Source organism: Nocardia albiluteola (assembly GCF_018860155.1).
Lineage (GTDB): Bacteria > Actinomycetota > Actinomycetes > Mycobacteriales > Mycobacteriaceae > Nocardia > Nocardia albiluteola.
In genome coordinates this window covers 21,378-41,215 of record NZ_JAHKNI010000003.1, presented here as the reverse complement: position 1 = coordinate 41,215, position 19,838 = coordinate 21,378, and the positions used below count along the sequence as shown (strand labels likewise).

Annotated in this window: 19 protein-coding genes; 5 read left to right on the top strand and 14 right to left on the bottom strand. The window is 69.8% G+C overall.

What is annotated here, in order from left to right; translation table 11 throughout:
* Positions 1-195: 195 nt before the first annotated feature.
* The 8 genes from KO481_RS09960 to xylA form a co-directional block, all read right to left on the bottom strand.
* Positions 196-1,782, bottom strand: coding sequence for an AMP-binding protein (locus tag KO481_RS09960; protein ID WP_215916778.1), 1,587 nt, complete (start codon positions 1,780-1,782; stop codon positions 196-198).
* A 118-nt stretch (positions 1,783-1,900) separates the two neighbouring features.
* Complete coding sequence (locus KO481_RS09955) at positions 1,901-3,121, bottom strand: cytochrome P450 family protein (RefSeq protein ID WP_215916777.1); 1,221 nt, start codon at positions 3,119-3,121, stop codon at positions 1,901-1,903.
* The gene (locus KO481_RS09950; protein WP_215916776.1) at positions 3,111-4,427 is read right to left on the bottom strand and encodes a cytochrome P450 family protein; all 1,317 of its coding nucleotides are present in this window, start codon (positions 4,425-4,427) and stop codon (positions 3,111-3,113) included. The genes KO481_RS09955 and KO481_RS09950 overlap by 11 nt, the downstream gene beginning before the upstream one ends.
* The gene (locus tag KO481_RS09945) at positions 4,424-5,038 is read right to left on the bottom strand and encodes a GTP-binding protein (RefSeq protein WP_245400723.1); all 615 of its coding nucleotides are present in this window, start codon (positions 5,036-5,038) and stop codon (positions 4,424-4,426) included. The genes KO481_RS09950 and KO481_RS09945 overlap by 4 nt, the downstream gene beginning before the upstream one ends.
* A complete protein-coding gene (locus KO481_RS09940) occupies positions 5,019-5,390 on the bottom strand; it encodes a DUF742 domain-containing protein (RefSeq protein ID WP_215916774.1) in 372 nt (123 codons plus the stop codon). The genes KO481_RS09945 and KO481_RS09940 overlap by 20 nt, the downstream gene beginning before the upstream one ends.
* Before the next feature lie 61 nt (positions 5,391-5,451).
* Positions 5,452-5,862 carry a roadblock/LC7 domain-containing protein gene (locus tag KO481_RS09935; RefSeq protein ID WP_215916773.1) on the bottom strand — a complete coding sequence of 137 codons (411 nt, stop codon included), beginning with the start codon at positions 5,860-5,862 and terminating at the stop codon, positions 5,452-5,454.
* The gene (locus tag KO481_RS09930) at positions 5,859-7,307 is read right to left on the bottom strand and encodes a sensor histidine kinase (RefSeq protein WP_308166474.1); all 1,449 of its coding nucleotides are present in this window, start codon (positions 7,305-7,307) and stop codon (positions 5,859-5,861) included. The genes KO481_RS09935 and KO481_RS09930 overlap by 4 nt, the downstream gene beginning before the upstream one ends.
* A gap of 456 nt (positions 7,308-7,763) precedes the next feature.
* Positions 7,764-8,939 carry a xylose isomerase gene (gene xylA / locus KO481_RS09925; protein ID WP_215916772.1) on the bottom strand — a complete coding sequence of 392 codons (1,176 nt, stop codon included), beginning with the start codon at positions 8,937-8,939 and terminating at the stop codon, positions 7,764-7,766.
* Positions 8,940-9,045: 106 nt separating this feature from the next.
* Here xylA and KO481_RS09920 point away from each other — a divergent pair, with 106 nt between their 5' ends.
* The 3 genes from KO481_RS09920 to KO481_RS09910 all read left to right on the top strand — a co-directional run bounded on the left by KO481_RS09920 (position 9,046) and on the right by KO481_RS09910 (position 12,499).
* The gene (locus KO481_RS09920) at positions 9,046-10,590 is read left to right on the top strand and encodes an FGGY family carbohydrate kinase (RefSeq protein WP_215916771.1); all 1,545 of its coding nucleotides are present in this window, start codon (positions 9,046-9,048) and stop codon (positions 10,588-10,590) included.
* Between the two features lie 130 nt (positions 10,591-10,720).
* Positions 10,721-11,926 carry an ROK family transcriptional regulator gene (locus KO481_RS09915; protein ID WP_215916770.1) on the top strand — a complete coding sequence of 402 codons (1,206 nt, stop codon included), beginning with the start codon at positions 10,721-10,723 and terminating at the stop codon, positions 11,924-11,926.
* A 150-nt stretch (positions 11,927-12,076) separates the two neighbouring features.
* Positions 12,077-12,499, top strand: coding sequence for a hypothetical protein (locus tag KO481_RS09910; protein WP_215916769.1), 423 nt, complete (start codon positions 12,077-12,079; stop codon positions 12,497-12,499).
* Between the two features lie 66 nt (positions 12,500-12,565).
* On the opposite strand, the gene KO481_RS09905 is transcribed toward KO481_RS09910, so the two are convergent.
* Complete coding sequence (locus KO481_RS09905) at positions 12,566-13,723, bottom strand: serine hydrolase domain-containing protein (protein WP_215916768.1); 1,158 nt, start codon at positions 13,721-13,723, stop codon at positions 12,566-12,568.
* Positions 13,724-13,834: 111 nt separating this feature from the next.
* Here KO481_RS09905 and KO481_RS09900 point away from each other — a divergent pair, with 111 nt between their 5' ends.
* Complete coding sequence (locus KO481_RS09900; RefSeq protein ID WP_215916767.1) at positions 13,835-14,404, top strand: TetR/AcrR family transcriptional regulator; 570 nt, start codon at positions 13,835-13,837, stop codon at positions 14,402-14,404.
* Positions 14,405-14,498: 94 nt separating this feature from the next.
* Positions 14,499-14,861: a DUF1304 domain-containing protein gene (locus KO481_RS09895; RefSeq protein WP_215916766.1), complete on the top strand. Its 363-nt coding sequence runs from the start codon at positions 14,499-14,501 to the stop codon at positions 14,859-14,861.
* Between the two features lie 9 nt (positions 14,862-14,870).
* Here KO481_RS09895 and KO481_RS09890 read toward each other — a convergent pair whose 3' ends face one another.
* The 5 genes from KO481_RS09890 to KO481_RS09870 all read right to left on the bottom strand — a co-directional run bounded on the left by KO481_RS09890 (position 14,871) and on the right by KO481_RS09870 (position 19,834).
* On the bottom strand, positions 14,871-15,773 hold the full coding sequence (locus KO481_RS09890) for an NADP-dependent oxidoreductase (protein WP_215916765.1): 903 nt from the start codon (positions 15,771-15,773) through the stop codon (positions 14,871-14,873).
* A 95-nt stretch (positions 15,774-15,868) separates the two neighbouring features.
* The gene (locus KO481_RS09885; protein ID WP_215916764.1) at positions 15,869-17,032 is read right to left on the bottom strand and encodes a lactate 2-monooxygenase; all 1,164 of its coding nucleotides are present in this window, start codon (positions 17,030-17,032) and stop codon (positions 15,869-15,871) included.
* A gap of 189 nt (positions 17,033-17,221) precedes the next feature.
* Entirely contained in the window at positions 17,222-17,974 is a 753-nt protein-coding gene (locus KO481_RS09880; protein WP_215916763.1) for a glucose 1-dehydrogenase, read from the bottom strand.
* A 73-nt stretch (positions 17,975-18,047) separates the two neighbouring features.
* Positions 18,048-19,244: an NADH:flavin oxidoreductase gene (locus KO481_RS09875; protein WP_215916762.1), complete on the bottom strand. Its 1,197-nt coding sequence runs from the start codon at positions 19,242-19,244 to the stop codon at positions 18,048-18,050.
* Positions 19,241-19,834: a TetR family transcriptional regulator gene (locus KO481_RS09870; protein ID WP_215916761.1), complete on the bottom strand. Its 594-nt coding sequence runs from the start codon at positions 19,832-19,834 to the stop codon at positions 19,241-19,243. Before KO481_RS09870 ends, KO481_RS09875 begins: the two co-directional genes overlap by 4 nt.
* Positions 19,835-19,838 lie beyond the last annotated feature (4 nt).

Here is a 19,838-nt window from a genome sequence, read left to right as displayed (position 1 = left end):
GGTAAGCGCCCAGCTTCAATCGTCCGCGGCATCCGGATCGCGCAGCGGCCGGTGGCCGCCGCCGAAGTCTGGCAGGTGGAAGCTGCGTGAGATGCCGGGTCACAACTACGCGGCCACACGTTGCGGCACGCAGAAACGAATATGCCGATCGCCCTTCGGAATCCGCTGGGCGACCGGCACATTCGGTAATTGTGCTCAGTTGACCTGACGACCCTCGCCCCAGTACTTCGCCCGCAGCGCCTTCTTGTCCGGCTTGCCCAGCGGGCTCACCGGGATGGACTCGGCGAACTCCACCGTCTTGGGCGAGTACACCGCCCCCTTACGCTCCTTCACCAGCGCCTGCAGTTCCTCGGCGGGCACGGTCTTGCCGGGACGCAGGACCACGATCGCGGTCACCGATTCGCCCCACTTGTCGTCCGGCACACCGATGACCGCGGCCGCGGCCACCGCCGGATGCGCGGACAGCACGTCCTCCACCTCGCGGGGGAAGACGTTGAAACCGCCCGAGACGATCATGTCCTTCTTGCGGTCCACGATGTACAGGAAGCCTTCGGCGTCCTTGCGGGCCACGTCACCGGTGTGCAGCCAGCCGAATTTCGTTGCCTCCTCGGTCTGTTCGGGCTTGTTCAGGTAACCCCGCATGACCAGCGGGCCGCGCACGCAGATCTCGCCGGGCTCGCCGTCGGCGACCTCGTTGCCCTCGTCGTCCAGCAGCGCCACGTGTAGCCACGGAACGGGACGGCCGCAGCTGGCCAGCCGCTCGGGCTTGGACAGGTCGTGATCCGCGCGGCGCAGCAGCGAGATCGTCATCGGGCATTCGGCCTGGCCGTAGAACTGCACGAAGATCGGCCCGAACCGCTCGATCGCCTCGGCCAGGCGTGCCGGGGAGATGGCCGAGGCGCCGTAGTAGACCGTCTCCAGACTCGACAGGTCGTACTTGTCCAGATCCGGGAAGTCGAGCAGCGCATACAGCATGGTCGGGACCAGCATCGTGGCGGTGATCTTGTACTTTTCGATTGCCGCGCACAACTTTTCGGGGTTGAAGCCGGGCAGCACCACGATCGAGCCGCCCATCATGCTGGTCGGATTCCAGAACGCGCCGCCCGCGTGGCTCAGCGGGGTGCACACGAGAAACCTTGTCTCGCTGGGCCATTCCCATTCGGTCATCTGGATGCGCAGCATCGTAGAGGTGCCGCGGTTGGTCATCTGCACGCCCTTGGGCTTGCCGGTGGTGCCGCCGGTGTAGGCGAGGCTGAACACGTCGTCCGGGCTCACCGCGGGCCCCCGCAGGCGCTGGGGTTCGAAGCCCGCCACGGTGGCCAGCAGATCGGTGCCGGCCTCGGTGGGCCCGAAGGCGACCAGATTCTTCAGGCCCGGCACCCGCGCGGCGAGATCGGCGGCGCGCTGCTCGAAGGTGGCCGGGTCGTAGACGAGGGTGTCGATGCCCGCGTCCTCGAGCACGTAGGCGTGGTCGTCCAGCGAGCCCATCGGATGCAGCGCCATCGACCGGATCCCGGACAGCGCGTTGGCGCCCTGCGCGATCAGCACCTCGGGGCGGTTGGCGGACAGGACCGCGATCGCGTTGCCCCTGCCGATCCCCAGCGAAGCGTACGCCTGGGCGAAGCGGCTGATCTGATCGCGCACCTGCGCGTAAGTGAGCTCGGCGTCGCCGACGTACATCGCGGTGCGGTCGGCGTAGCGGTCGAGCGAGCGGATCAGGATGTCCACCGGCAGCGGATCACGGTGCAGGAAATCGTCGTGCTGCGGGATGACAGAGGCCATCGGTCATGAGCCTTTCGCTGAGTAACGAATCACCCTCCAAGTTAGAACACGTTACAAAAATCCGATACCCCACCCGCCGCGGCGAGTGGGAAACGCCGCGCCTACCGGGACGAAGCGGTCAGCCCAGCCGCACCGGAAGGGCCGCCAGATCGTTCTGAGTCAGTACCGGCAGGTTGTGCAGTTCCGCCGGCGCGACGGCCAGGCTCAGCTCCGGGAAGCGCTCGAACAGCGCGGGCAGCGCGATCGCGGCCTCGAGCCGGGCCAGCGCCGCGCCCGGGCAGATGTGCGGGCCGTAGCCGAAGGTGATGTTGCGGTGCGCGGTCGGCCGGGTGATGTCGAAATCGTCGGCGTCCTCGCCGTGCACGGCGGTGTCGCGACCGATCGCCCGGTAGGACATCACCACGCCCTCCCCCTTCTCGATCACCATGTCGCCGACCGTGATGTCCTCGGTGGCGAACCGCATCAGCAGATGCACCACCGGGCCGTCCCAGCGCAGCGTCTCCTCGATCACCTGCTTCCACTCGACCTCGCCGGCGCGTACCCGCTTCAGCTGCTCGGGGTGGGTCAGCAGCGCCCGCACCGCGCAGACGATCAGGCTGACCGTGGTCTCGTGCCCGGCCGCGACCAGCGCGCGCAGATTGCCCTCGACCTCCTCCTCGGTCAGCGGCTCGCCGCCCTCGTCGGCCTGGATAAGCGCGGAGGTCAGATCGTCGGTGGGGTTCGCGGTCCTCTCGCGCACCATCGCCGAGAAGTACGCGATCATGTTCTCGATGATGCCCAGGCGCTGCTCCTGCGGGGTCAGCAGCGAGAAGAACGCCTTCCACTCCTCGAGCAGTGTCGGATGGTCCGCGCGATCCACCCCCATCAGCTCGCTGACCACCCGCATCGGCAGCGGATAGGCGAAGACGGCCTTCAGGTCCACCACCTCGCCGCCGCTGCCCGCGTCGGCCAGGTCGTCGAGCAGCTCCTTGGTGAACCGTTCGATCATGGGCCGCAACGCTTCCAGGCGCCGCGGCGTCAGCGCCTGGGTGGTCTTGATGCGCAGCCGGCGGTGCTCGGCGCCGTCGACGGTGAACATCGACCGGCCCGCGTCGACCATGCCGATCAGCGGCCACTCCCGGGTGACAGTGCCCGAGGCGTAGAGCGACCACGCGTTGATGTCCTTGACCAGCCGCGGATCCACCAGCAGTTGCCGGGCGATCTGATGGTCGGTGATGGACCAGGCGGGCACGCCGAGCAGGTCGATGCGCGCCACCGGGCCCTCGGCGCGCACGCGGGCGGTCTCCCCGGCCAGATCGCTCATCATCGGATCGATCGCAATGGGACATTTACTGGTCATGGGAACCTCCGACTGCACGAACTGGTGTGAAATGAACCGGGAGAGAGGTCATTCCGCGCAGGAACGGTGAGGGGCGGCGCACCAGGTTCTGCGGCGGCACCGCCAGGTCGATGTCGGGCAGCCGGTCCAGCAGCACCTCGATACCGGTCCGGGCGATGATTTCGGCGATCTGCTGCGCCGGGAACGGGCAACGGTATTCGCCGTGACTGAACGCGAAGTGCGCGCTGTTGCCCGTGTGCGCCGGTTCGGTGTCGTCGACCAGATGCGCACGCACGTGCGGATCCAGATTCGCCGCGCCCAGGCCGAGCAGGAGCATGTCGCCCTCGCGAATCACCTTGTCCGCCAGGCGCGTATCGCGCGTGGCCCACCGTCCGGCCAGGATCTGTGTCGGGCCGTCCTCCCACAGCGCCTCGTTCATCGCCTGCCCGACACTGCGCCGCCCGCCGCCGAACGCCGCGGCGAAACGGTCGTCGGTGAGCATCAGGTGCAGCGAATTGACCAGCCAGTCGGCGGTCGTTAGATGCCCCGCGGCCAGAATGGCCTGCACGTCGCAGCCATACTCCTCGTCGGTGAACGGCTCGGGGAACCCGAGCATCGCGGCGATCAGGGTGTCCGGTTCACCGTGCGCGATCCGCTCCCGCTCGATGCGCACCTGCGCGTGCGAGAGTTCCATGAACCGCAGGTGCGCCGCCTGCGCCTCGGCGCCGCCGTCGGCGAGGGTCTTCATCGTCCACGCGAGCTCGGGGGCCACCTCGTCCGAGAATCCCATGACCCGCGCCAGGGCCAGCACCGGCAGCGCCACGGCGAATTCCGAAACCAGTTCGGCCTCACCACGACCGCAGAACGCGTCGATCAGGTCGTCGGCCAGATCCTCACAGGTGCGCCGCAATTCGAACGGGTCGATCGCCTCCAGCGCGGGCTCGACCATGTCGACATGGCGCCGGTGCTCCGCGCCCGCGGTGAAGTAGATCGAGGGCATGGGCTGGCCGACCATCGGCAGCAGCGGCCAGTCCGGCGGAATATTGGGCCACTGATTCCACAGGGCCACATTGCGCGGGAACAGATTCGGGTCGCTGGTTACCTGGTGCAGCTCGCGGTAGCCGATCACCAGCCAGGCCGGGATCCCGCCGGGCAACTCGACCGCGACCACGGGCCCGTGGTCGCGGCGCATCTCGTTGTAGAGGTGGTGCGGATCGGTGTGGAACCGCGGACCGCTCAGCGGCACCACCGCGGACTCCCGGTGCACCGGACAGGCGCCGTTGTGCTCGAAGGCGAGGTGGTCGAATCCGGCTTCGGGGCTGGTCATGTCGCGGACTCCTGGCTCGGGACGGCACCGGCGTACAGGTGCTCGACGAGGGTGATCAGGACCTGCTTGCCGGACGCGCGGGAGCGGGCATCGCAATCCAGCAGCGGCACATGGGGATCCAGATCCAGCGCCGAGCGCACCTCGGCGAGATCGGCGGTATGCCCGAAGTCGTTGCAGGCCACCACGAACGGGGTGTGCTGATATTCCAGGCGATCGATGGCGTACCAGCAGTCGGCGATCCGGTGCGGGTCGACCAGCACGATCGCCCCGAGGGCGCCGGTGAACAGCCGGTCCCACAGGAACCAGAACCGCTCCTGGCCCGGCGCGCCGAACAGGTACAGCACGTGTTCGGCGTCGATGGTGATGCGTCCGAAGTCGAAGGCCACCGTGGTGGTCGACTTGCCGGGGACTCGGCTCGAATCATCCACGCCCACACCGGCATCGGTCATTGTCGCCTCGGTGTCCAGCGGGCGGATCTCGCTCACCGAGCGGACCAGGGTGGTCTTGCCGACCCCGAACCCGCCGACGATGACGATCTTGAGGCCCTGCTGAACGGTGTCCCCCAGCGGTGCGTTCGCGCGGGTGGGCGGTTCAGAGATTACGAAGTCCAACGAGCACCTTCTCGAGGGTGGAGGCATCGGCCGTCCCCGGCCAGCGCGCGCCGGGCGCGGCCTGGCCGAAGGTGGGATGCCGCACGGTGATCCGACCCGCGAGCAGCAGGTCCGACAGCAGGATCGTGGTGATGCCGACCGGCAGCCGCAACTCGGCCGCGATCTCGACTACCGCGGTCGGCGCGCGGCACATGCCCAGGATCGCAACGTGTTCGGACTGCATGCCCGGCACGGGAGCGCATTCGCTGACGACGAGGGTGACCAGGTCGAAGGCGTCCGAATCCGGCCTGCTGCGCCCGCCGGTGAGCGTATACAGCCGATCGGGCCCCTCGTCCCGGACCGATCTGCTCATCTCCGTATCCATGTGCGGGGCGCGTGAATACGCTCCGCCGCCGAGCCGTGCCGCGGATACCTCATGAGATCCCCCCGTTCCGCGGCGCCACCGCCAGGTGGTGCCCGAGCTGCTCGACCAGCTCGGCCATGTTGTGCCCCACCAGACCGGCGTCGGCCTCCTCGGCCGCGACCAGCGCGAGATGGGTGCCCTGCCCGGCCTGGACGATGAACAGAATCCCGCCGTGGAACTCCGTCATCGACTGGCGCACACCGCCTCTGCCGTCGCCGAACTCGACCGAGGCGCCGTGCGAGAGGCTTTGGATGCCCGCGGCGATCGCGGCCAGCTGATCGGCCTTGTCCACGGTCAGCTCGGGCGTGTGCGACATCTTGAGCCCGTCGCTGGACAACAGCAGCGCGTGGCGGGACTGCGGGGTGCGGGCCAGCAGCTGCTCGAGGAGCCAGCCCAGCTGAGCGGGCGCGGATGTCGTCATAGTTCGTTCTCCACGGGTGGGGGCGGGGTGGTGGGCGTATTCCCGGCCACGGCGTCCAGCCCCGCGACCGCGCGCTGAAAGGCCGCCAGCGCGGAGGGCCGCGAGGGCGCCGCCGGCGTGACGTGCGGGACCACGGGCGGTTCGCCCAGGCCTTCCGGATGGACCGCGGCCAGGGTGCTGCCCCGCCGCCGCTGGGGCAGCGGAGCCTCCAAGGGCTCGTCGCGCGCGACCAGCGCGTGCGAAGACGTGTCGGACCGCGCCGCGGGCAGCTGCCGGAAGTCGTTGTGGGAGGCGGTAATCGACGCGGGGGAAGTTGCCGAGACGGCGCGCTCGGCCCGCGCGGTCAGATCACGCGGCACCACCACGACCACCGCGGTGCCGCCGATGGCCGAGGGCCGGTACGACACCGTCAGGCCGTGCTTGCGAGCAAGGTGCCCGACCACGGCCAGGCCGAGGCGGGTACCGGTCAGGGAGGACAGATCCGAGCCGCCACGCTCGCCCGCGCCCCGGCCCGACACAGCCTGTTCGGCACGGCGCAGCGCGGATTCGCTCATCACCAGCCCGCTGTCCTCGATGGTGATCACTACACCCGCGGGCACCTCGGCGGCGTAGACGTGCACCTCGGTGGTCGGTGGGGAGAAGTTGCAGGCATTGTCGAGCAGTTCGGCCAGCGCATGCATCACGCCCTCGGCGGCATGCCCCGCGACACCGATATCGGTGATGGCGCGCAACCGAATTCGCTGATATCCCGCTACTCGGCCCATCGCCCCGCGCAGGATCGATTCCATCGCAATGGGTTTGGCCCAGCGCCGCCCGGTCCGGGCGCCGCTCAGCACGGCGATGCTGTCGGCGAGGCGCCCGGCCTGGGCCGTGCGGTGATCCAGCGCCAGCAGGTCCGCCAGGACCCTCGGATCGCCGTGCCTGTGCTCCATCTCGCGAAGTTCGGCGAGCATGCTGGTGGTCATCGCCTGCATCCGGCCCGCCGCGCCGGCGAATGCGGCCAGCGCGGAGGAGCGGCGGCCGTCGCTCTGCCGGGCCCGCACCGCCTGCTCGCTCACCGCCTGCTCGGCCACGGCAATGCGCATCGCGGCATCGTCACCGACCGCGACGAGCCGGGACGTGAGCTCCTCGTGCACCGCGGCCAGCCGGGCCGAGGCCTCCCGATGCACCGCCTCGAGGGTCTGTTCGGCCTGTTCGGCAGCGGTGCGGTAGCGACGCGCCTGCGCGGCGTAATACGCACCCGCGGCGGCGATCACGCACACGACCAGCCCCGCGGCCGAACAGCCGAGCGTCAGCGGCGCGCGCACATCGACCGGCGCGCTGAACACCGCGCCCATCACGGCCACGGCCATCACGACCGCGCATGCCCCGAAGACCGCATAGGCCGAGCGGAGCTCACGCCGGGGCGAATGGGCGGGAAGACCGTCGGGCGGATTCACTGACACGGCCAATTTCTGCACTTCCACCCTAGTAACCGAAAAATCGCGGAAACCGATGCGGCGCGCGCAGCGCGAACTCACCCCGATTACGCAGGCCGACAGCTGGTTTCAACCCGGGCAGAGCATAACCCCATGGACACAGTTGTGCCACCCGAGATGGAGGGATCACATCGGGCTACGACCGAGCATTACTTCCGTTGAATGGAATCATTAACGAAGGCATACCTATTGAAATGTGAACGAGATGTACCCGGGATAGACGCGCAACAAACTCCGGCGTCCCGGTCATCGGCGTGTCGTCCAGGCGACACGCCGATGCCGCAGCGTCAGGTAGCGACGGTCTGGACAACGCGGCGCCGGGCGCCGGCGATGCCGCGCCGGATTGCCATGGGGCATTCAGGAATTCGCCCGCAAACGAACCGTGCCGACCGGACCGTACGGCGCGCCGGTAGGTCGCGGCGCTCAGCGCGCACCCAGCAGGTGTTCCAGCGCAAGCTGGTCGAGCCGTTCGAAGGCCATGCCACGGCGGCCCGCCTCCTCCGGATCGAACTCCTCGAAGCTGGAGCGGTCCGCCAGCAGCGCGGCCAGGCCGTCGGCGGCGGTGGGAACGGCGAGCTCGTCCAGGCGCGCCGCGCGCAGCGCCTCGCGCACCTCCGGGTCCTCGCGGAACGCGCGCGCCCGCGCGGCCAGGATCAGGTAGTTCCGCATGCAGGCCGCGGCGGCGGTCCACACCCCGTCGAAATCCTCGGTGCGCGCGGGCTTGAAGTCGAAATGCCGCGGGCCCCGGTAGTCGCTGCGCTCGAGCAGGTCGACGAGCCAGAATGCCTGGCGCAGATCGCCCGCGCCGAAACGGAAGTCCTGATCGTATTTCGGGCCCGTCTGGCCATTGAGGTCGATATGGAACAGTTTGCCGTGCCACAGCGCCTGCGCGATGCCGTGCGGAAAGTTCAGCCCGGCCATCTGTTCGTGTCCCACTTCGGGATTGAGCCCGAAGCGCTCGGAATTTTCCAGTTCCTCGATGAACGCCAGCGCATGCCCGATGGTGGGCAGCAGAATGTCCCCGCGCGGCTCGTTCGGCTTGGGCTCGATGGCGAAGCGGATGTCGTAGCCCTGCTGCTCGACGTAGGCGGCGAGCAGATCGAACGCCTCCTTCAGCCGATCCAGCGCGACCCGGACATCCTTGGCCGCACCGGATTCCGCGCCCTCGCGCCCACCCCAGGCGACATAGGTGCTCGCGCCCAGCTCCACGGCCAGGTCGATGTTGCGAATGGTCTTGCGCAGCGCGTAGCGGCGCACGTCGCGGTCGTTGGCGGTGAACGCCCCGTCCTTGAACACCGGATGGGTGAACAGATTCGTGGTGGCCATCGGCACCGCCAGGCCGAATTTATCCAGTGCCGCACGGAATCTCGCTATCGTCGCGGCGCGCTGGGCCTCTGTTGCGTCGAACGGGACGAGGTCGTTGTCGTGGAAGGTGATGCCGTACGCGCCCAGCTCGGCCAGGCGCTCGATCGACTCCACCGGGTCCAGCGGCGGGCGGGTCGGGTCGCCGAACGGATCGCGCCCCTGCCAGCCGACGGTCCACAGACCGAAGGTGAACCGATCGGCGGGGGTGGGGGTGAACGGGTCGGTGGTGGCCATGGGCAGCTCCGAACTTTGCGCGGGAATCCCTATTTGTAAACTCGAAAAACAAATATAGTGTGCTAGGAGCGGGATGGGAAGGCCGTCCGGGAATCAGGAGCGGAACATGGCTGCGCAGCGGGTCGTCATCGGGCTCGACAGCTCGACCCAGGCCACCAAGGCCGTGGCCGTGGACGCCGAGAGCGGGCAGGTGCTGGGCGAGGGACGCGCGCCGCACACCGTCAGTACCGGCGCGGGCCGCGAGAGCGACCCAAGGCAGTGGTGGTCGGCGCTGTGCGCGGCGATCGAGCAGACCGGGTATGCCGCACGGGCCGAGGCGCTGTCGATCGGCGGGCAGCAGCACGGCCTGGTCACGCTCGATGCCGCGGGCGATCCGGTCCGCCCGGCGCTGCTGTGGAACGACGTGCGGTCCGCGCCGCAGGCCGCCGCGCTGGTCAACCGGTTCGGGGCGGGGTGGTGGGCCACGCGGATCGGGTCGGTACCCAACGCCTCGTTCACCGCCGCCAAGTGGGCGTGGCTGCGCGAACACGAGCCCCACCATGCCGATCATGTTGCGGCCGTTCGTCTTCCGCACGACTATCTCATCGAGCGACTGACCGGCGAGAGTGTGACCGACCGCGGCGACGTGTCGGGCACGGCGTGGTGGACGCCGTCCGGTTACGACGCCGAGGTGCTCGCGGCCATCGGTCTCGATTCGGCCGCCCTGCCGATCGTCGCGTCGCCGGACCGGCCCGCGGGCCATACCCGCGCCGATATTCCGGTGCGGCAGGGCATTCCGGTCGGCGTCGGCACCGGCGACAATATGGCGGCGGCGCTGGGCCTGGGCCTCGCGCCCGGCATGCCGGTGCTCAGCCTGGGCACCTCCGGCACGGTCTATGCCCGCACCCGCGCCCGGCCGCACGACCCCACGGGCGTCGTCGCCGGATTCGCCGATGCGGGCGCGGACTGGCTGCCCCTGGCCTGCACGCTCAACTGCACTCAGGCGATCGACCGCATCGCCGCATTGCTGAGCCTGGACCGGAACGCTGTCGAGCCGGGCGGCTCGGCCGTGGTACTCCCCTATCTCGACGGGGAACGCACGCCGCAGCTTCCGTTCGCCAGCGGGCTGATGCATGGCCTGCGCCACGACACCACCCCGGGGCAGCTACTCCAGGCCGCGTACGACGGGGCCGTCTATTCTCTGCTCGCCGCACTGGATCTCGTACTCAGCCCTTCGAGCGCAATCGGACTCGCCGCCGCACCATCGGCCGGAGGCGAGGCGGACAGTTCCGCTTCGCCACAATCGAACCCGGAGACATCGCCCGATCGCAACACTGCCCGATCGGATGGCGATGTGCCCGCGCCCGATCCGGCGACGCCCCTGCTGCTGATCGGCGGCGGCGCGCGCGGAACGGCCTGGCAGCAGACCGTGCTTCGCTTGTCAGGGCGAGCGGTGCAGATCCCGCCCGCGGGGGAACTGGTCGCGCTCGGCGCGGCCGCCCAGGCGGCCGGACTGCTCACCGGCGAGGACCCCTACGCTGTCGCCCGCCGCTGGCGCACGGCCGAAGGCCCACTGCTGGAACCGGTCCCCCGCGACACCGAGGCGCTGGAGCGGATCGCCGCGACACTGCGGGCGGCCGAGCCGCTGCTCACCGCCGGGGGCGCAGCGTGATCTCGTGGGACCCAGCGCCACCGAGCACGGCGGTACCGCTCGTCGGCGGGGCGCCACCCACCAGCGGAGCGTCAGTCGTCGACGGGGCGCCAGTCGTCGACGATGTCTCACATGTCGATGAGGCGCCGCGGTGACCGAAGCCCCGCCCCGGGCGGCCGCATCCCAGTCCGGTATGCGGCGGCAGAATCTGGCGCTCGTATTGCGCACCGTCGCAACGGAGTCGGACCTCTCGCGCGCCGACGTCGCGGGAAAGACCGGGCTCACCCGCGCTGCCGTCTCGAGTCTCGTCGACGAGCTCATCGCCTCGAACCTGCTGCGGGAGGGCCCGATCGCAGCCTCCGGCAGGGCGGGCCGACCGGGGCGGACGCTGGCGCTCAGCGATACCGGGCCCGCCGGGTTCGGGCTGGAGATCGGCGTCGGGCACCTCGGCGCCTGCGTGGTGGACCTGCGCGGCGAGGTGCGCGCGCGGCGTCGCACCGAGGTGCACAACGCGCACCGCGCGCCGGTCGCGGTGGTGCGAGAGCTGGCCGCGCTCGCCGCGGCGGTCCGGACGGACGCCGAGGACCTGGGCCTGCGTCCGCTGCCGCCCGTCTTGTCGATCCCCGGCCTGCCCGGCCAGCGACCCGGAATCGTCACGCACGCACCGCATCTCGGCTGGCACGAGGTCGCGATCGGCGAACTCTGGCCGGGACCGGATCTCCCGCGACTGGAGAACGAGGCCAATCTCGGTGCGCTGGCCGAACTCTGGAGCGCGGGAGCGCCGGGGAACTTCCTGCACGTCTCCGCCGAGGCCGGCATCGGCGCGGCCCTGGTCATCGACGGCCGCCTCTACGGCGGCGCCCGCGGCTACGCCGGGGAACTCGGCCACATGACGGTCCATCCGGACGGCCCCCACTGCCCCTGCGGTTCCCGCGGCTGCCTGGAGCTGTACGCCAATCAGGACGCCGTCCTGCGCGCGGCCGGGCTGCGCGAGGAGCCGGGCACGGACCCGGTCACGGTGCTCACCGCCAGCGCCCGGGCCGGGCACCGAGACACCACGCGGGCGATCGAACAGGCCGGGGACGCACTCGGTATCGCGCTGGCCGGCGCAATCGGCCTGATCGACCCCGCCGCGGTCGTGCTCGGCGGGGCCTACGCCGACCTGGGGTCCTGGCTGCTGCCCCGCATCCGCCGCCAGCTCGAAACCCGCCTCACCGTACGACCTTTCGATGTTCGCACGGTTACCGCGTCTCCCCTCGGCCGCAGCGGGCCGATTCTCGGCGCGGCCCTGCGCGCGGTCCAGGAGGTCCTGCGTGATCCGGGCACCCTCGCCACGAGCTCTCGCAACTCGGCGTAATGCCTTGGCCGCATAGGGCGGGACCCGGCCTCCCGCGGCCGAGCGCACCAATATCCGCCAGCTTGCGGATAGTCGCGGAATCTTGCGCCGGATACGCTGCTGCTCGAACCGAGATCGCTTCCGACTCGCACAAAGACTCCGGAGTTCTGCATGAATTCGATCAGAGCCATTGCCGCCGCCGCCCTGAGCCTCACCGCCTTCGCCGGCGGCGCGGTAGCGCTGGGTTCCGGCACCGCGTCGGCCGCCTCGTACAACGGCGCATGCGGAGCGGGCTACGCGGTGATCGATCATCAAGACCTGCTCGGCGGCACCACCTTCCTGACCTACAACAACGGCAACGGGACCAATTGCGTTGTCACCGTTCGGGACCAGCCCGGTGCGCCGATCAACGTGATGGCCGGCATCGGCCTCGATATGAACCATATGCAGGAAGACAACGGCAACTACACCACGTACGCGGGCCCGAAGTACCAGTACGCGCCGCATACCTGCATCTCGTGGGAGGGGCGCATCCAGCCGCCCCCGCCGTACCAGGGCGGGAACTTCTTCCTCAAGGGCGGCCACTGCCAGTAGGGCGGCACCCGGGCCGACCGCACCGATGCCCCGGGCACCGGTCGGCATGCGGTCCGGTGTGGGCGCTCAGCGTAATGCGTTGACCGCGTGGTAGATCACTGCAATCAGGCGCTCGCAGTCGCGGCCGGGACCCGCCGGGAACGGGAAGAGCCGGCGGGTGTAGCCGAAGGCCACGCCGTTGCGCGGGTCGGCGAAGGCCTGCTGCCCGCCCGCGCCGCTGTGTCCGAAGGAGCCCTGCCCCAGCGCCGGGTAATACTCGGACGTAGCGTGGAAGCCGGGGGTAAAGGCCTTGCGGCTGCGGGCCACGAGGTCGGAGCCGATGGACTGAATCTGGCCGAATGCCGCGAGCGTTCGCGGATTCAGCAGCGGCGCAGCGGTGTTCAGCGGGCCGATCGCCGCCGCGTACATGCGCGCCAGGCCCCGCGCGGAGGCGATGCCGCCGAGCGAGGCGGGACCTTGCTTGCGAATCACCTCCAGGTTCGGCAGCTCCCAGACCTGCGGGCCGTGCGGGTTGTTCCGATTGAAGGCGATGCCGGACAGGCTGTCCGGGGCCGTTGCCTGTGCGGCCGATTCGGCCCGGCGCTCGGGGGTCATCACCGCGGGAAGCGTTGGCAGGAAACGTGATTCGAGATCGTCGGGCAGCCCGAAGTGGAAGTCCACCGCGTACCGATCGCGGATTCGCTCGGCGAACAGTTCCTGCACGCTCACACCGGTGGCGCGGCGCACCACCTCACCGCTCAACGCCGCGGCGACCAGCGCGTGATAGCCGAACGCCACACCGGGACGCCAATAGGGCTGCTGCGCACCGAGACGTTCCGCGATCGCCTGGTCGTCGGCGAGTTCCTCGAGCGTGAAACCGGAGTCCGCGCCGGTCAATCCGGCCCGGTGCGCCAGCAGATCGCGCAGCGGAATCTCCCCCTTGCCGTGCACGGCGAACTCCGGCCAGTAGTCGGCCACCCGCCGGTCCAGATCCAGCACACCGTCCTGCACGAGCCGGGCGACGACCAGATGCGCGGCGCCCTTGCTCGCGGAATACGCGCCGAGCAGCGAATCGCCGCCGATGCCCGGCCCGGTCCACAGGTCCACCACGCACTCCCCCCGCCGATACGCCACCATCTGCGCGGCATAATCGGCTCCCTCACTCGCCGCCACCGCGGCGAATTCGTCGCGCACCGGCTCGAATCCGTCGGCGACCACACCCAGAACTGCTGACTCCCGCGCCATCCGACTCTCCTGTCCGCGATCCGCCCCGCGCCGAGGCACAGCCCGACCCTAGCAGCATTTGTGACCAATGGATATTAATTATGACCTGGTCCATTTCGTATAGTCGTGGCCATGGCCGATGCCACAGCACCCCCGCGCCGCCCGGGACGACCCGCGCAGCTGAACCGCGAGCGGATCGTCGACGCGGCGCTGGACTCGGCGAATCTGGACACCCTCACCATGCGGCAGCTGGCCGCGCGCCTCGAGGTCACCCACGGCGCGCTCTACCGCTGGGTCCGCAATCGCGACGAGCTCTCCGACCTCATCAACGAGGTCATGATCGATCGCGTGCTGCCGCGGGACACCCCGCACGGCCCCGACTGGCGCCCCTGGCTCACCCGCGTCGCCTGGGCCATGCACGATCGCTTCCTGGCCGTCCCCGGCTACGCCACCCGCCTGTCCCGGCCGCACCGCCACACCACCCGGGCCCTCGACCGCGTCCGGCGGGAGGTCGTCGCGGCCTTCACCGGCGCCGGCGTGTCTCCCGCCCTCGCCGAGCAGAGCTGGTACATCTTCATCACCTCGCTCGTCAGCTGGCTTGCCGCACAAGAGAATCCGCTCCACCTCGGCGAGGCCGCGCCCCGCTTCGACCTGTTCCTCGACGTCCTGCTGCGCGGCCTGCCCGCCCGGGAGCCGGAGTAGAACACGACGCGGAACGGCGCGTCGGCCGGACGCGGGGCTGCGGGCCGTTCATGCTGGGCCGAGCCGGTGAATTCTCTCCAGAAAGGCGCGCCCTATGCGCATCGTCGCCGATATCCTCGTCGGACTGCTCGCGGCCCTGCACGTCTACATCCTCGTGCTGGAAATGTTCCTGTGGACCACGCCGCGCGGGCGCGCCGCGTTCGGCAGCACCCCGGAATTCGCGGAGCAGACCAAGGTGCTGGCCGCGAATCAGGGCCTGTACAACGGTTTTCTGGCCGCGGGCCTGATCTGGGGACTCATCGCCTCGGATCCGGTCGGGTCCGCCGCGAAGATCTTCTTCGCCGCCTGCGTCGTGGTCGCCGGGTTGTACGGGGGCTTCACCGCCAGTCGCCGCATCCTGCTCGTTCAGGCGCTGCCGGGTGCGATCACACTCATCGCGGCGGCGCTGGCCGCCTAGGCGCGGCGGCTAGTCGATCACCAGGACGAGCTTGCCGCGCACCCCACCGGCCTCGCCGACGCGGTGCGCCTGGGCGACATCGGCCAGCGGGAAGGTTTGTGCGACAGGAAGAACGAAGCGGCCCGACTCGATCAACTCGCCGATCTCGCCGAGCACATGGGTCGCGCGACCCGAATCCCCGCGACTGAACCGCACCCCGTGTTCCTGGGCGCCCGCGACATCGGCGATCGTCACCACGTGCCCCTTCCCACCGGCGAGCTCGATGAGCTCGGGCAGCACCCCGCTTCCGGCGACGTCCAGCGCGAGATCCACACCCGCGGGCGCAAGTTCCCGAACCCGCGCGGCCATGCCCTCGCCGTAGGCGACAGGCTCCGCACCCAGCGAACGAACAACCTCGTGATTGGCCGGACCGGCCGTGCCGATCACGCGCGCGCCGCGGGCCACCGCGAATTGCACCGCGGCACTGCCGACACTGCCGGATGCCCCGTTGACGAGCAGCGTGCCGCCGGCCACGAGGCCGAGCTGATCCAGCGCGCGCATTGCCGTCTCGATGGCCGCTGGAAGCGCTGCGGCGCCGGCGAAGTCGAGCGACGGCGGGATCGGCGCATAGTGCGACAGCACCGCCAGCTCGGCCTGCGCCGACCCATCGGCGGCGAATCCGAATACGCGATCGCCCAGGGCCACATCCCGCACGCCCGCACCGAGCTCGTCGACCACGCCCGCCGCCTCGTACCCGAGGGTCTGCGGGAGTTCCTCGTCCATCAGGCCGCGGCGTTTCTTCCAGTCGCTCGCGTTAACACCGGCCGCGCGCACCGCAATCCGAACCTGCCCCGGGCCCGGATGCGGATCGGGCAGCTCGACGATCTCGAGCACCTCCGGACCCCCGAACCGGCTGAAACGGGCTGCCTGCATTGTCGATTCCCCTCTCGAGCCGCATTCCCGGACGCAGACAGCCTACGGACTGAACGGGTCAGGCTCGGCCCGGGCAGCCTCCCCGAGACGCCCGTTCAGCGCAAGACCGGCCGAAGCGCGTCACGGGTCAGGTCCGCCAGCGCAAGATATCCGTCCACGGCCATGATCAGATCCGCCTCGGCGAGCAGTGAGCGCAGCACGTGCACGATGCCCGCCTCGCCGCCCAGGGCCAGGCCGTAGGCATAGGGGCGGCCGATGCCGACCGCCGTTGCCCCCAGCGCCAGGGCCTTGATGATGTCGGCGCCGCTGCGGATTCCGGAGTCGAACAACACCGGCAGGCCGTCGGCGGCCTCCACGACGCCCGGCAGTGCGTCCAGGGCGGGCAGGCCGCCATTGGCCTGGCGCCCACCGTGATTCGAGCAGTAGATGCCGTCGACGCCGCCGTCCTTGGCACGGCGCACATCGTCGGGATGGCAGAGGCCCTTCACGATCAGTGGCAGCTTCGTCAGCGAGCGCAGCCACGGCAGGTCCTCCCAGGTGAGCGGGTTGCCGAAGACCTGGATCCAGCGCAGGATTGCCGCTTGCGGATCCTGCTCGGGCGGCGCGGCCAGGCTCGCCCGGAAGACCGGATCGGTGAAGTAGTTGGCGAGGCAGTGCCCGCGCAGCTGCGGGAAATTCCCGGTCGACAGGTCCCGTGGCCGCCAGCCGGTCACCCAGGTGTCGAGCGTGACGACGATGCCCTTGAATCCGGCCTGCTCGGCGCGCTGCACCAGGCTGGCCGCGAGGTCGCGATCGGTCGGGGTGTACAGCTGGAAAAGCCCCGGCGTCGAACCGAATTCGGCCGCAACCTGCTCGAGCGGATCGACCGTCAGCGTGGAGGCCACCATCGGCACTCCGGTGCGGGCCGCGGCGCGGGCGGTGGCCAGATCGCCGTGGCCGTCCTGCGCGCACAGCCCGATCACGCCGACCGGCGCCATGAAGACCGGAGCCGGGAGCGTCATGCCGAACACCTCGACCGACAGATCGCGCTGCTTGGCCCCGACGAACATCCGCGGAACCAGCCCCCACCGCTCGAAGGCGGTGACATTCGCGCGCTGGGTGTACTCGTCCCCCGCCCCGCCCGCGACATACGACCACACCGACGGCGGCAGGGCCGCGCGCGCCCGTTCCTCGAGCTCGGCGAACTTCATCGGCAGATCCGGCAAGACCCCGCGCAGGCCGTTGAAATAGATCTCGTTCTGAAAGTCCCCGAAGCTCATGCCGCGCTCTCCTGTTCGCCGGGCCGTCAGGTCCACCGTCCGCTCCGGAGCGCCCGTCCACCGGCACCGCCGAAGCGGACGGCGGAGTGTCACGCATGAGCCTAGCCGCCCAGGCGGCATACCGATACAAGAATGTATCGACAGTGGCCGTGCGGGGCCGCCGACCGCTCAGGCGCGGGCGCTTTCGGCTCAGCCGAAGGTCTGCCCCGCGGTCAACCCGCCGTCGACGACGAATTCCGAGCCCGTGCAATAGCTGGATTCCTGACTCGCCAGGAACACGACGAGGTCGCTGACCTCCTCGGGAACACCAAGCCGGCCAACGGTATTCGCGGTGCGATCAATATCCGGCACCTGGCCCGCCATGGCCCCGATCATCGGGGTCGCGATGCCGCCGGGGTGCACCGAGTTCACCCGGACGCCGTGCGGGGCCAGTTCCAGCGCGGCGGACTTGGTCAGCCCGCGCACGCCGAACTTGGAGGCGGTGTAGGCGTGCATTCCGGACACGCCCTGCATGCCCGCGGCGGAGGAGATGTTGACGACCGCGGCCGGGCGCGCGGCGACGAGCGCGTCCCGGGCGGCGCTCAGGCCCAGGAACGGACCGGTCAGATTCACCGAAAGCACTCGGTCCCACTGCTTTTCGGTGTACGTGCCCAGCGGGCCGCCGTCGAGCAGGCCCGCGTTGTTGACCAGCACGTTGAGCAGGCCGAACCGTTCGACGGTCGCGGACACCGCCGCCGCCCACTCCTCGGCGCTGGTCACGTCGAGGTGCACGTACGCGGCGCGCTCGCCCAGCTCGTCCGCGAGCAGCTTGCCCGCATCGTCGGCGATATCGGCGAGCATCACCGACGCCCCCTCGGCCACGAACGCCCGGGCGTGCGATGCGCCCATTCCCGAGGCCGCGCCGGTGATCAGCGCCACCCGCCCCGCCAAACGTCCTGTCACAGTGCGTCACTCCTGTTGATCATTGATGAATCCATTTCTGCCCGTTGATGTTCCAGACCGCCCAGAAACCCGGTCACTCGGTTGCGGTCGGCGTCGCGACCGGCCGCGCCAACCGCAGCACGCAATGGGTCCCGGTATAGATCGTGGGCATGCATTCGTTGCAGTGAATGCACGCCGACCGGGTCGCCGGATCGGACTGAATGCGGCGCAACAGGTCCGGCTCCCGCAGCAGCGCCCGGCCCATGGCCATGAAGTCGAACCCCTCGGCCCGTGCGGTCCGCATGGTGTCCAGATTCGTGATGCCGCCCAACAGGATCAGCGGCATCGACAGCTCACGCCGGAACTGCCGGGCCCGGTCGAGCAGATAGGCCTCATGATAGGGATATTCGCGCAGGAATTTCTTGCCGACAACCCGAAATCCCCAGCGCGCCGGAATCGGCAGCGTCTTGGCGAACGAACTACGCGGCGCGTCACCATGAAACAGCAGCATCGGATTGAGCAGTGAACTGCCCGCGGTCAATTCGAGCGCGTCGAGGGCGCCGTCCGCTTCGAGCCAGGCCGCCACCTGCAGCGAGCTCTCCATGGACAGACCTCCGGGCACGCCGTCGGCCATGTTCAGCTTGGCGGTTACCGCCAGCCGCCCTCCCACCGCCTCGCGCACCGCACGCGCGATCTCGCGAGTCAGCCGGGCCCGCTTCTCGTCCGAGCCGCCGTACCCGTCGCTGCGCCGGTTCAGCTTCGGGCTCAGGAACGAGCTCGCCAGATAGTTGTGCCCGAAATGGATCTCGACCGCATCGAACCCGGCCCGCTCGGCCAGGCGCGCCGCATCGGCATGGGCGGCAACGAGTTCGGCGAGCTCGGATTCGCTCGGAACCTTCATCATCCGCATGCCGAGCGGACTGAACATCCGGCTGGGCGCGAGCGCTGGCGCGCGATTCGAGGCGGCATTGGCCACCGGCCCGGCGTGGCCGAGCTGCGCGCTCACCGCCGCCCCCTCGGCGTGCACCGCGTCGGTGAGCTTGCGCAGTCCCGGCAGCGCCTCGGGGCGCATCCAGAGCTGATGCCGATCGGTGCGGCCGCCCGGCGCCACCGCGCAATACGCCACGGTGGTCATCCCGACGCCGCCCGCGGCGACCTCCCGGTGGAAGGCGATCAGGTCGTCCGTCACCAGGGCGTCGGGTGTGCGGCCCTCGAAGGTGGCGGCCTTGATCACCCTGTTGCGCAGCGTGATCGGCCCCAGCGTGGCCGGTGCGAAAATATCGTCGTTCATCTGTCTTCTCCTGTACTGCCGATCAATCCGGCAATCACGAAATCACGCAGCGTCGCAACGGAATTCGCGGAAAGTTCCGAACCTCGCGCTTCGACCGCGCCGAACCGCATGATGATCAGGTTGAAGGCGAGCAGCAGGCGGCGCCGGCCCTCCTGCGCGTCCGGGCCGGGCAGCAGCCCGTCCCAGGTATCGATCCGGAACCACGGGCGGGTCCAGACCAGCGGGGGCCGCCCCAGCACGAATTGCGCGAGCAGCCGCAGATGCAGCCTGCCCACCGGATCCGCGGCCAGCTCGACGAACGGCTCGATCACCGCGTCGACCACCTCGGGTACCGACGCGCCGCGCGCGGCCAGCGCCGTGAGCCGCGCATCCCACAGCTCGCCGAGCCGGTCCTCGAGCAGCGCCGCGACCAGCGCCTCCTTGGAGCCGAAATGGTAGTGCACCGCAGCGGGATTCGCGCCCGCCGCCGCGCAGATGCCACGCACGGACACCTCGTCGTACCGCTCGGTCAGCAGCAGCCGCTCGGCCGCGGCCAACAGCCGCTCCCGCGTGCCCGCCGGGCTCTGAAGCTTCTCGCTGCCACTCGCCATACGC

Bases quoted from the DNA above. Each gene is read 5' to 3' on its own strand.
- KO481_RS09960 (WP_215916778.1), bottom strand. From the start codon at position 1,782: ATGGCCTCTGTCATCCCGCAGCACGACGATTTCCTGCACCGTGATCCG.
- KO481_RS09955 (WP_215916777.1), bottom strand. From the start codon at position 3,121: ATGACCAGTAAATGTCCCATTGCGATCGATCCGATGATGAGCGATCTG.
- KO481_RS09950 (WP_215916776.1), bottom strand. From the start codon at position 4,427: ATGACCAGCCCCGAAGCCGGATTCGACCACCTCGCCTTCGAGCACAAC.
- KO481_RS09940 (WP_215916774.1), bottom strand. From the start codon at position 5,390: ATGAGCAGATCGGTCCGGGACGAGGGGCCCGATCGGCTGTATACGCTC.
- KO481_RS09935 (WP_215916773.1), bottom strand. From the start codon at position 5,862: ATGACGACATCCGCGCCCGCTCAGCTGGGCTGGCTCCTCGAGCAGCTG.
- xylA (WP_215916772.1), bottom strand. From the start codon at position 8,939: ATGGCCACCACCGACCCGTTCACCCCCACCCCCGCCGATCGGTTCACC.
- KO481_RS09920 (WP_215916771.1), top strand. From the start codon at position 9,046: ATGGCTGCGCAGCGGGTCGTCATCGGGCTCGACAGCTCGACCCAGGCC.
- KO481_RS09910 (WP_215916769.1), top strand. From the start codon at position 12,077: ATGAATTCGATCAGAGCCATTGCCGCCGCCGCCCTGAGCCTCACCGCC.
- KO481_RS09905 (WP_215916768.1), bottom strand. From the start codon at position 13,723: ATGGCGCGGGAGTCAGCAGTTCTGGGTGTGGTCGCCGACGGATTCGAG.
- KO481_RS09900 (WP_215916767.1), top strand. From the start codon at position 13,835: ATGGCCGATGCCACAGCACCCCCGCGCCGCCCGGGACGACCCGCGCAG.
- KO481_RS09895 (WP_215916766.1), top strand. From the start codon at position 14,499: ATGCGCATCGTCGCCGATATCCTCGTCGGACTGCTCGCGGCCCTGCAC.
- KO481_RS09890 (WP_215916765.1), bottom strand. From the start codon at position 15,773: ATGCAGGCAGCCCGTTTCAGCCGGTTCGGGGGTCCGGAGGTGCTCGAG.
- KO481_RS09885 (WP_215916764.1), bottom strand. From the start codon at position 17,032: ATGAGCTTCGGGGACTTTCAGAACGAGATCTATTTCAACGGCCTGCGC.
- KO481_RS09875 (WP_215916762.1), bottom strand. From the start codon at position 19,244: ATGAACGACGATATTTTCGCACCGGCCACGCTGGGGCCGATCACGCTG.
- KO481_RS09870 (WP_215916761.1), bottom strand. From the start codon at position 19,834: ATGGCGAGTGGCAGCGAGAAGCTTCAGAGCCCGGCGGGCACGCGGGAG.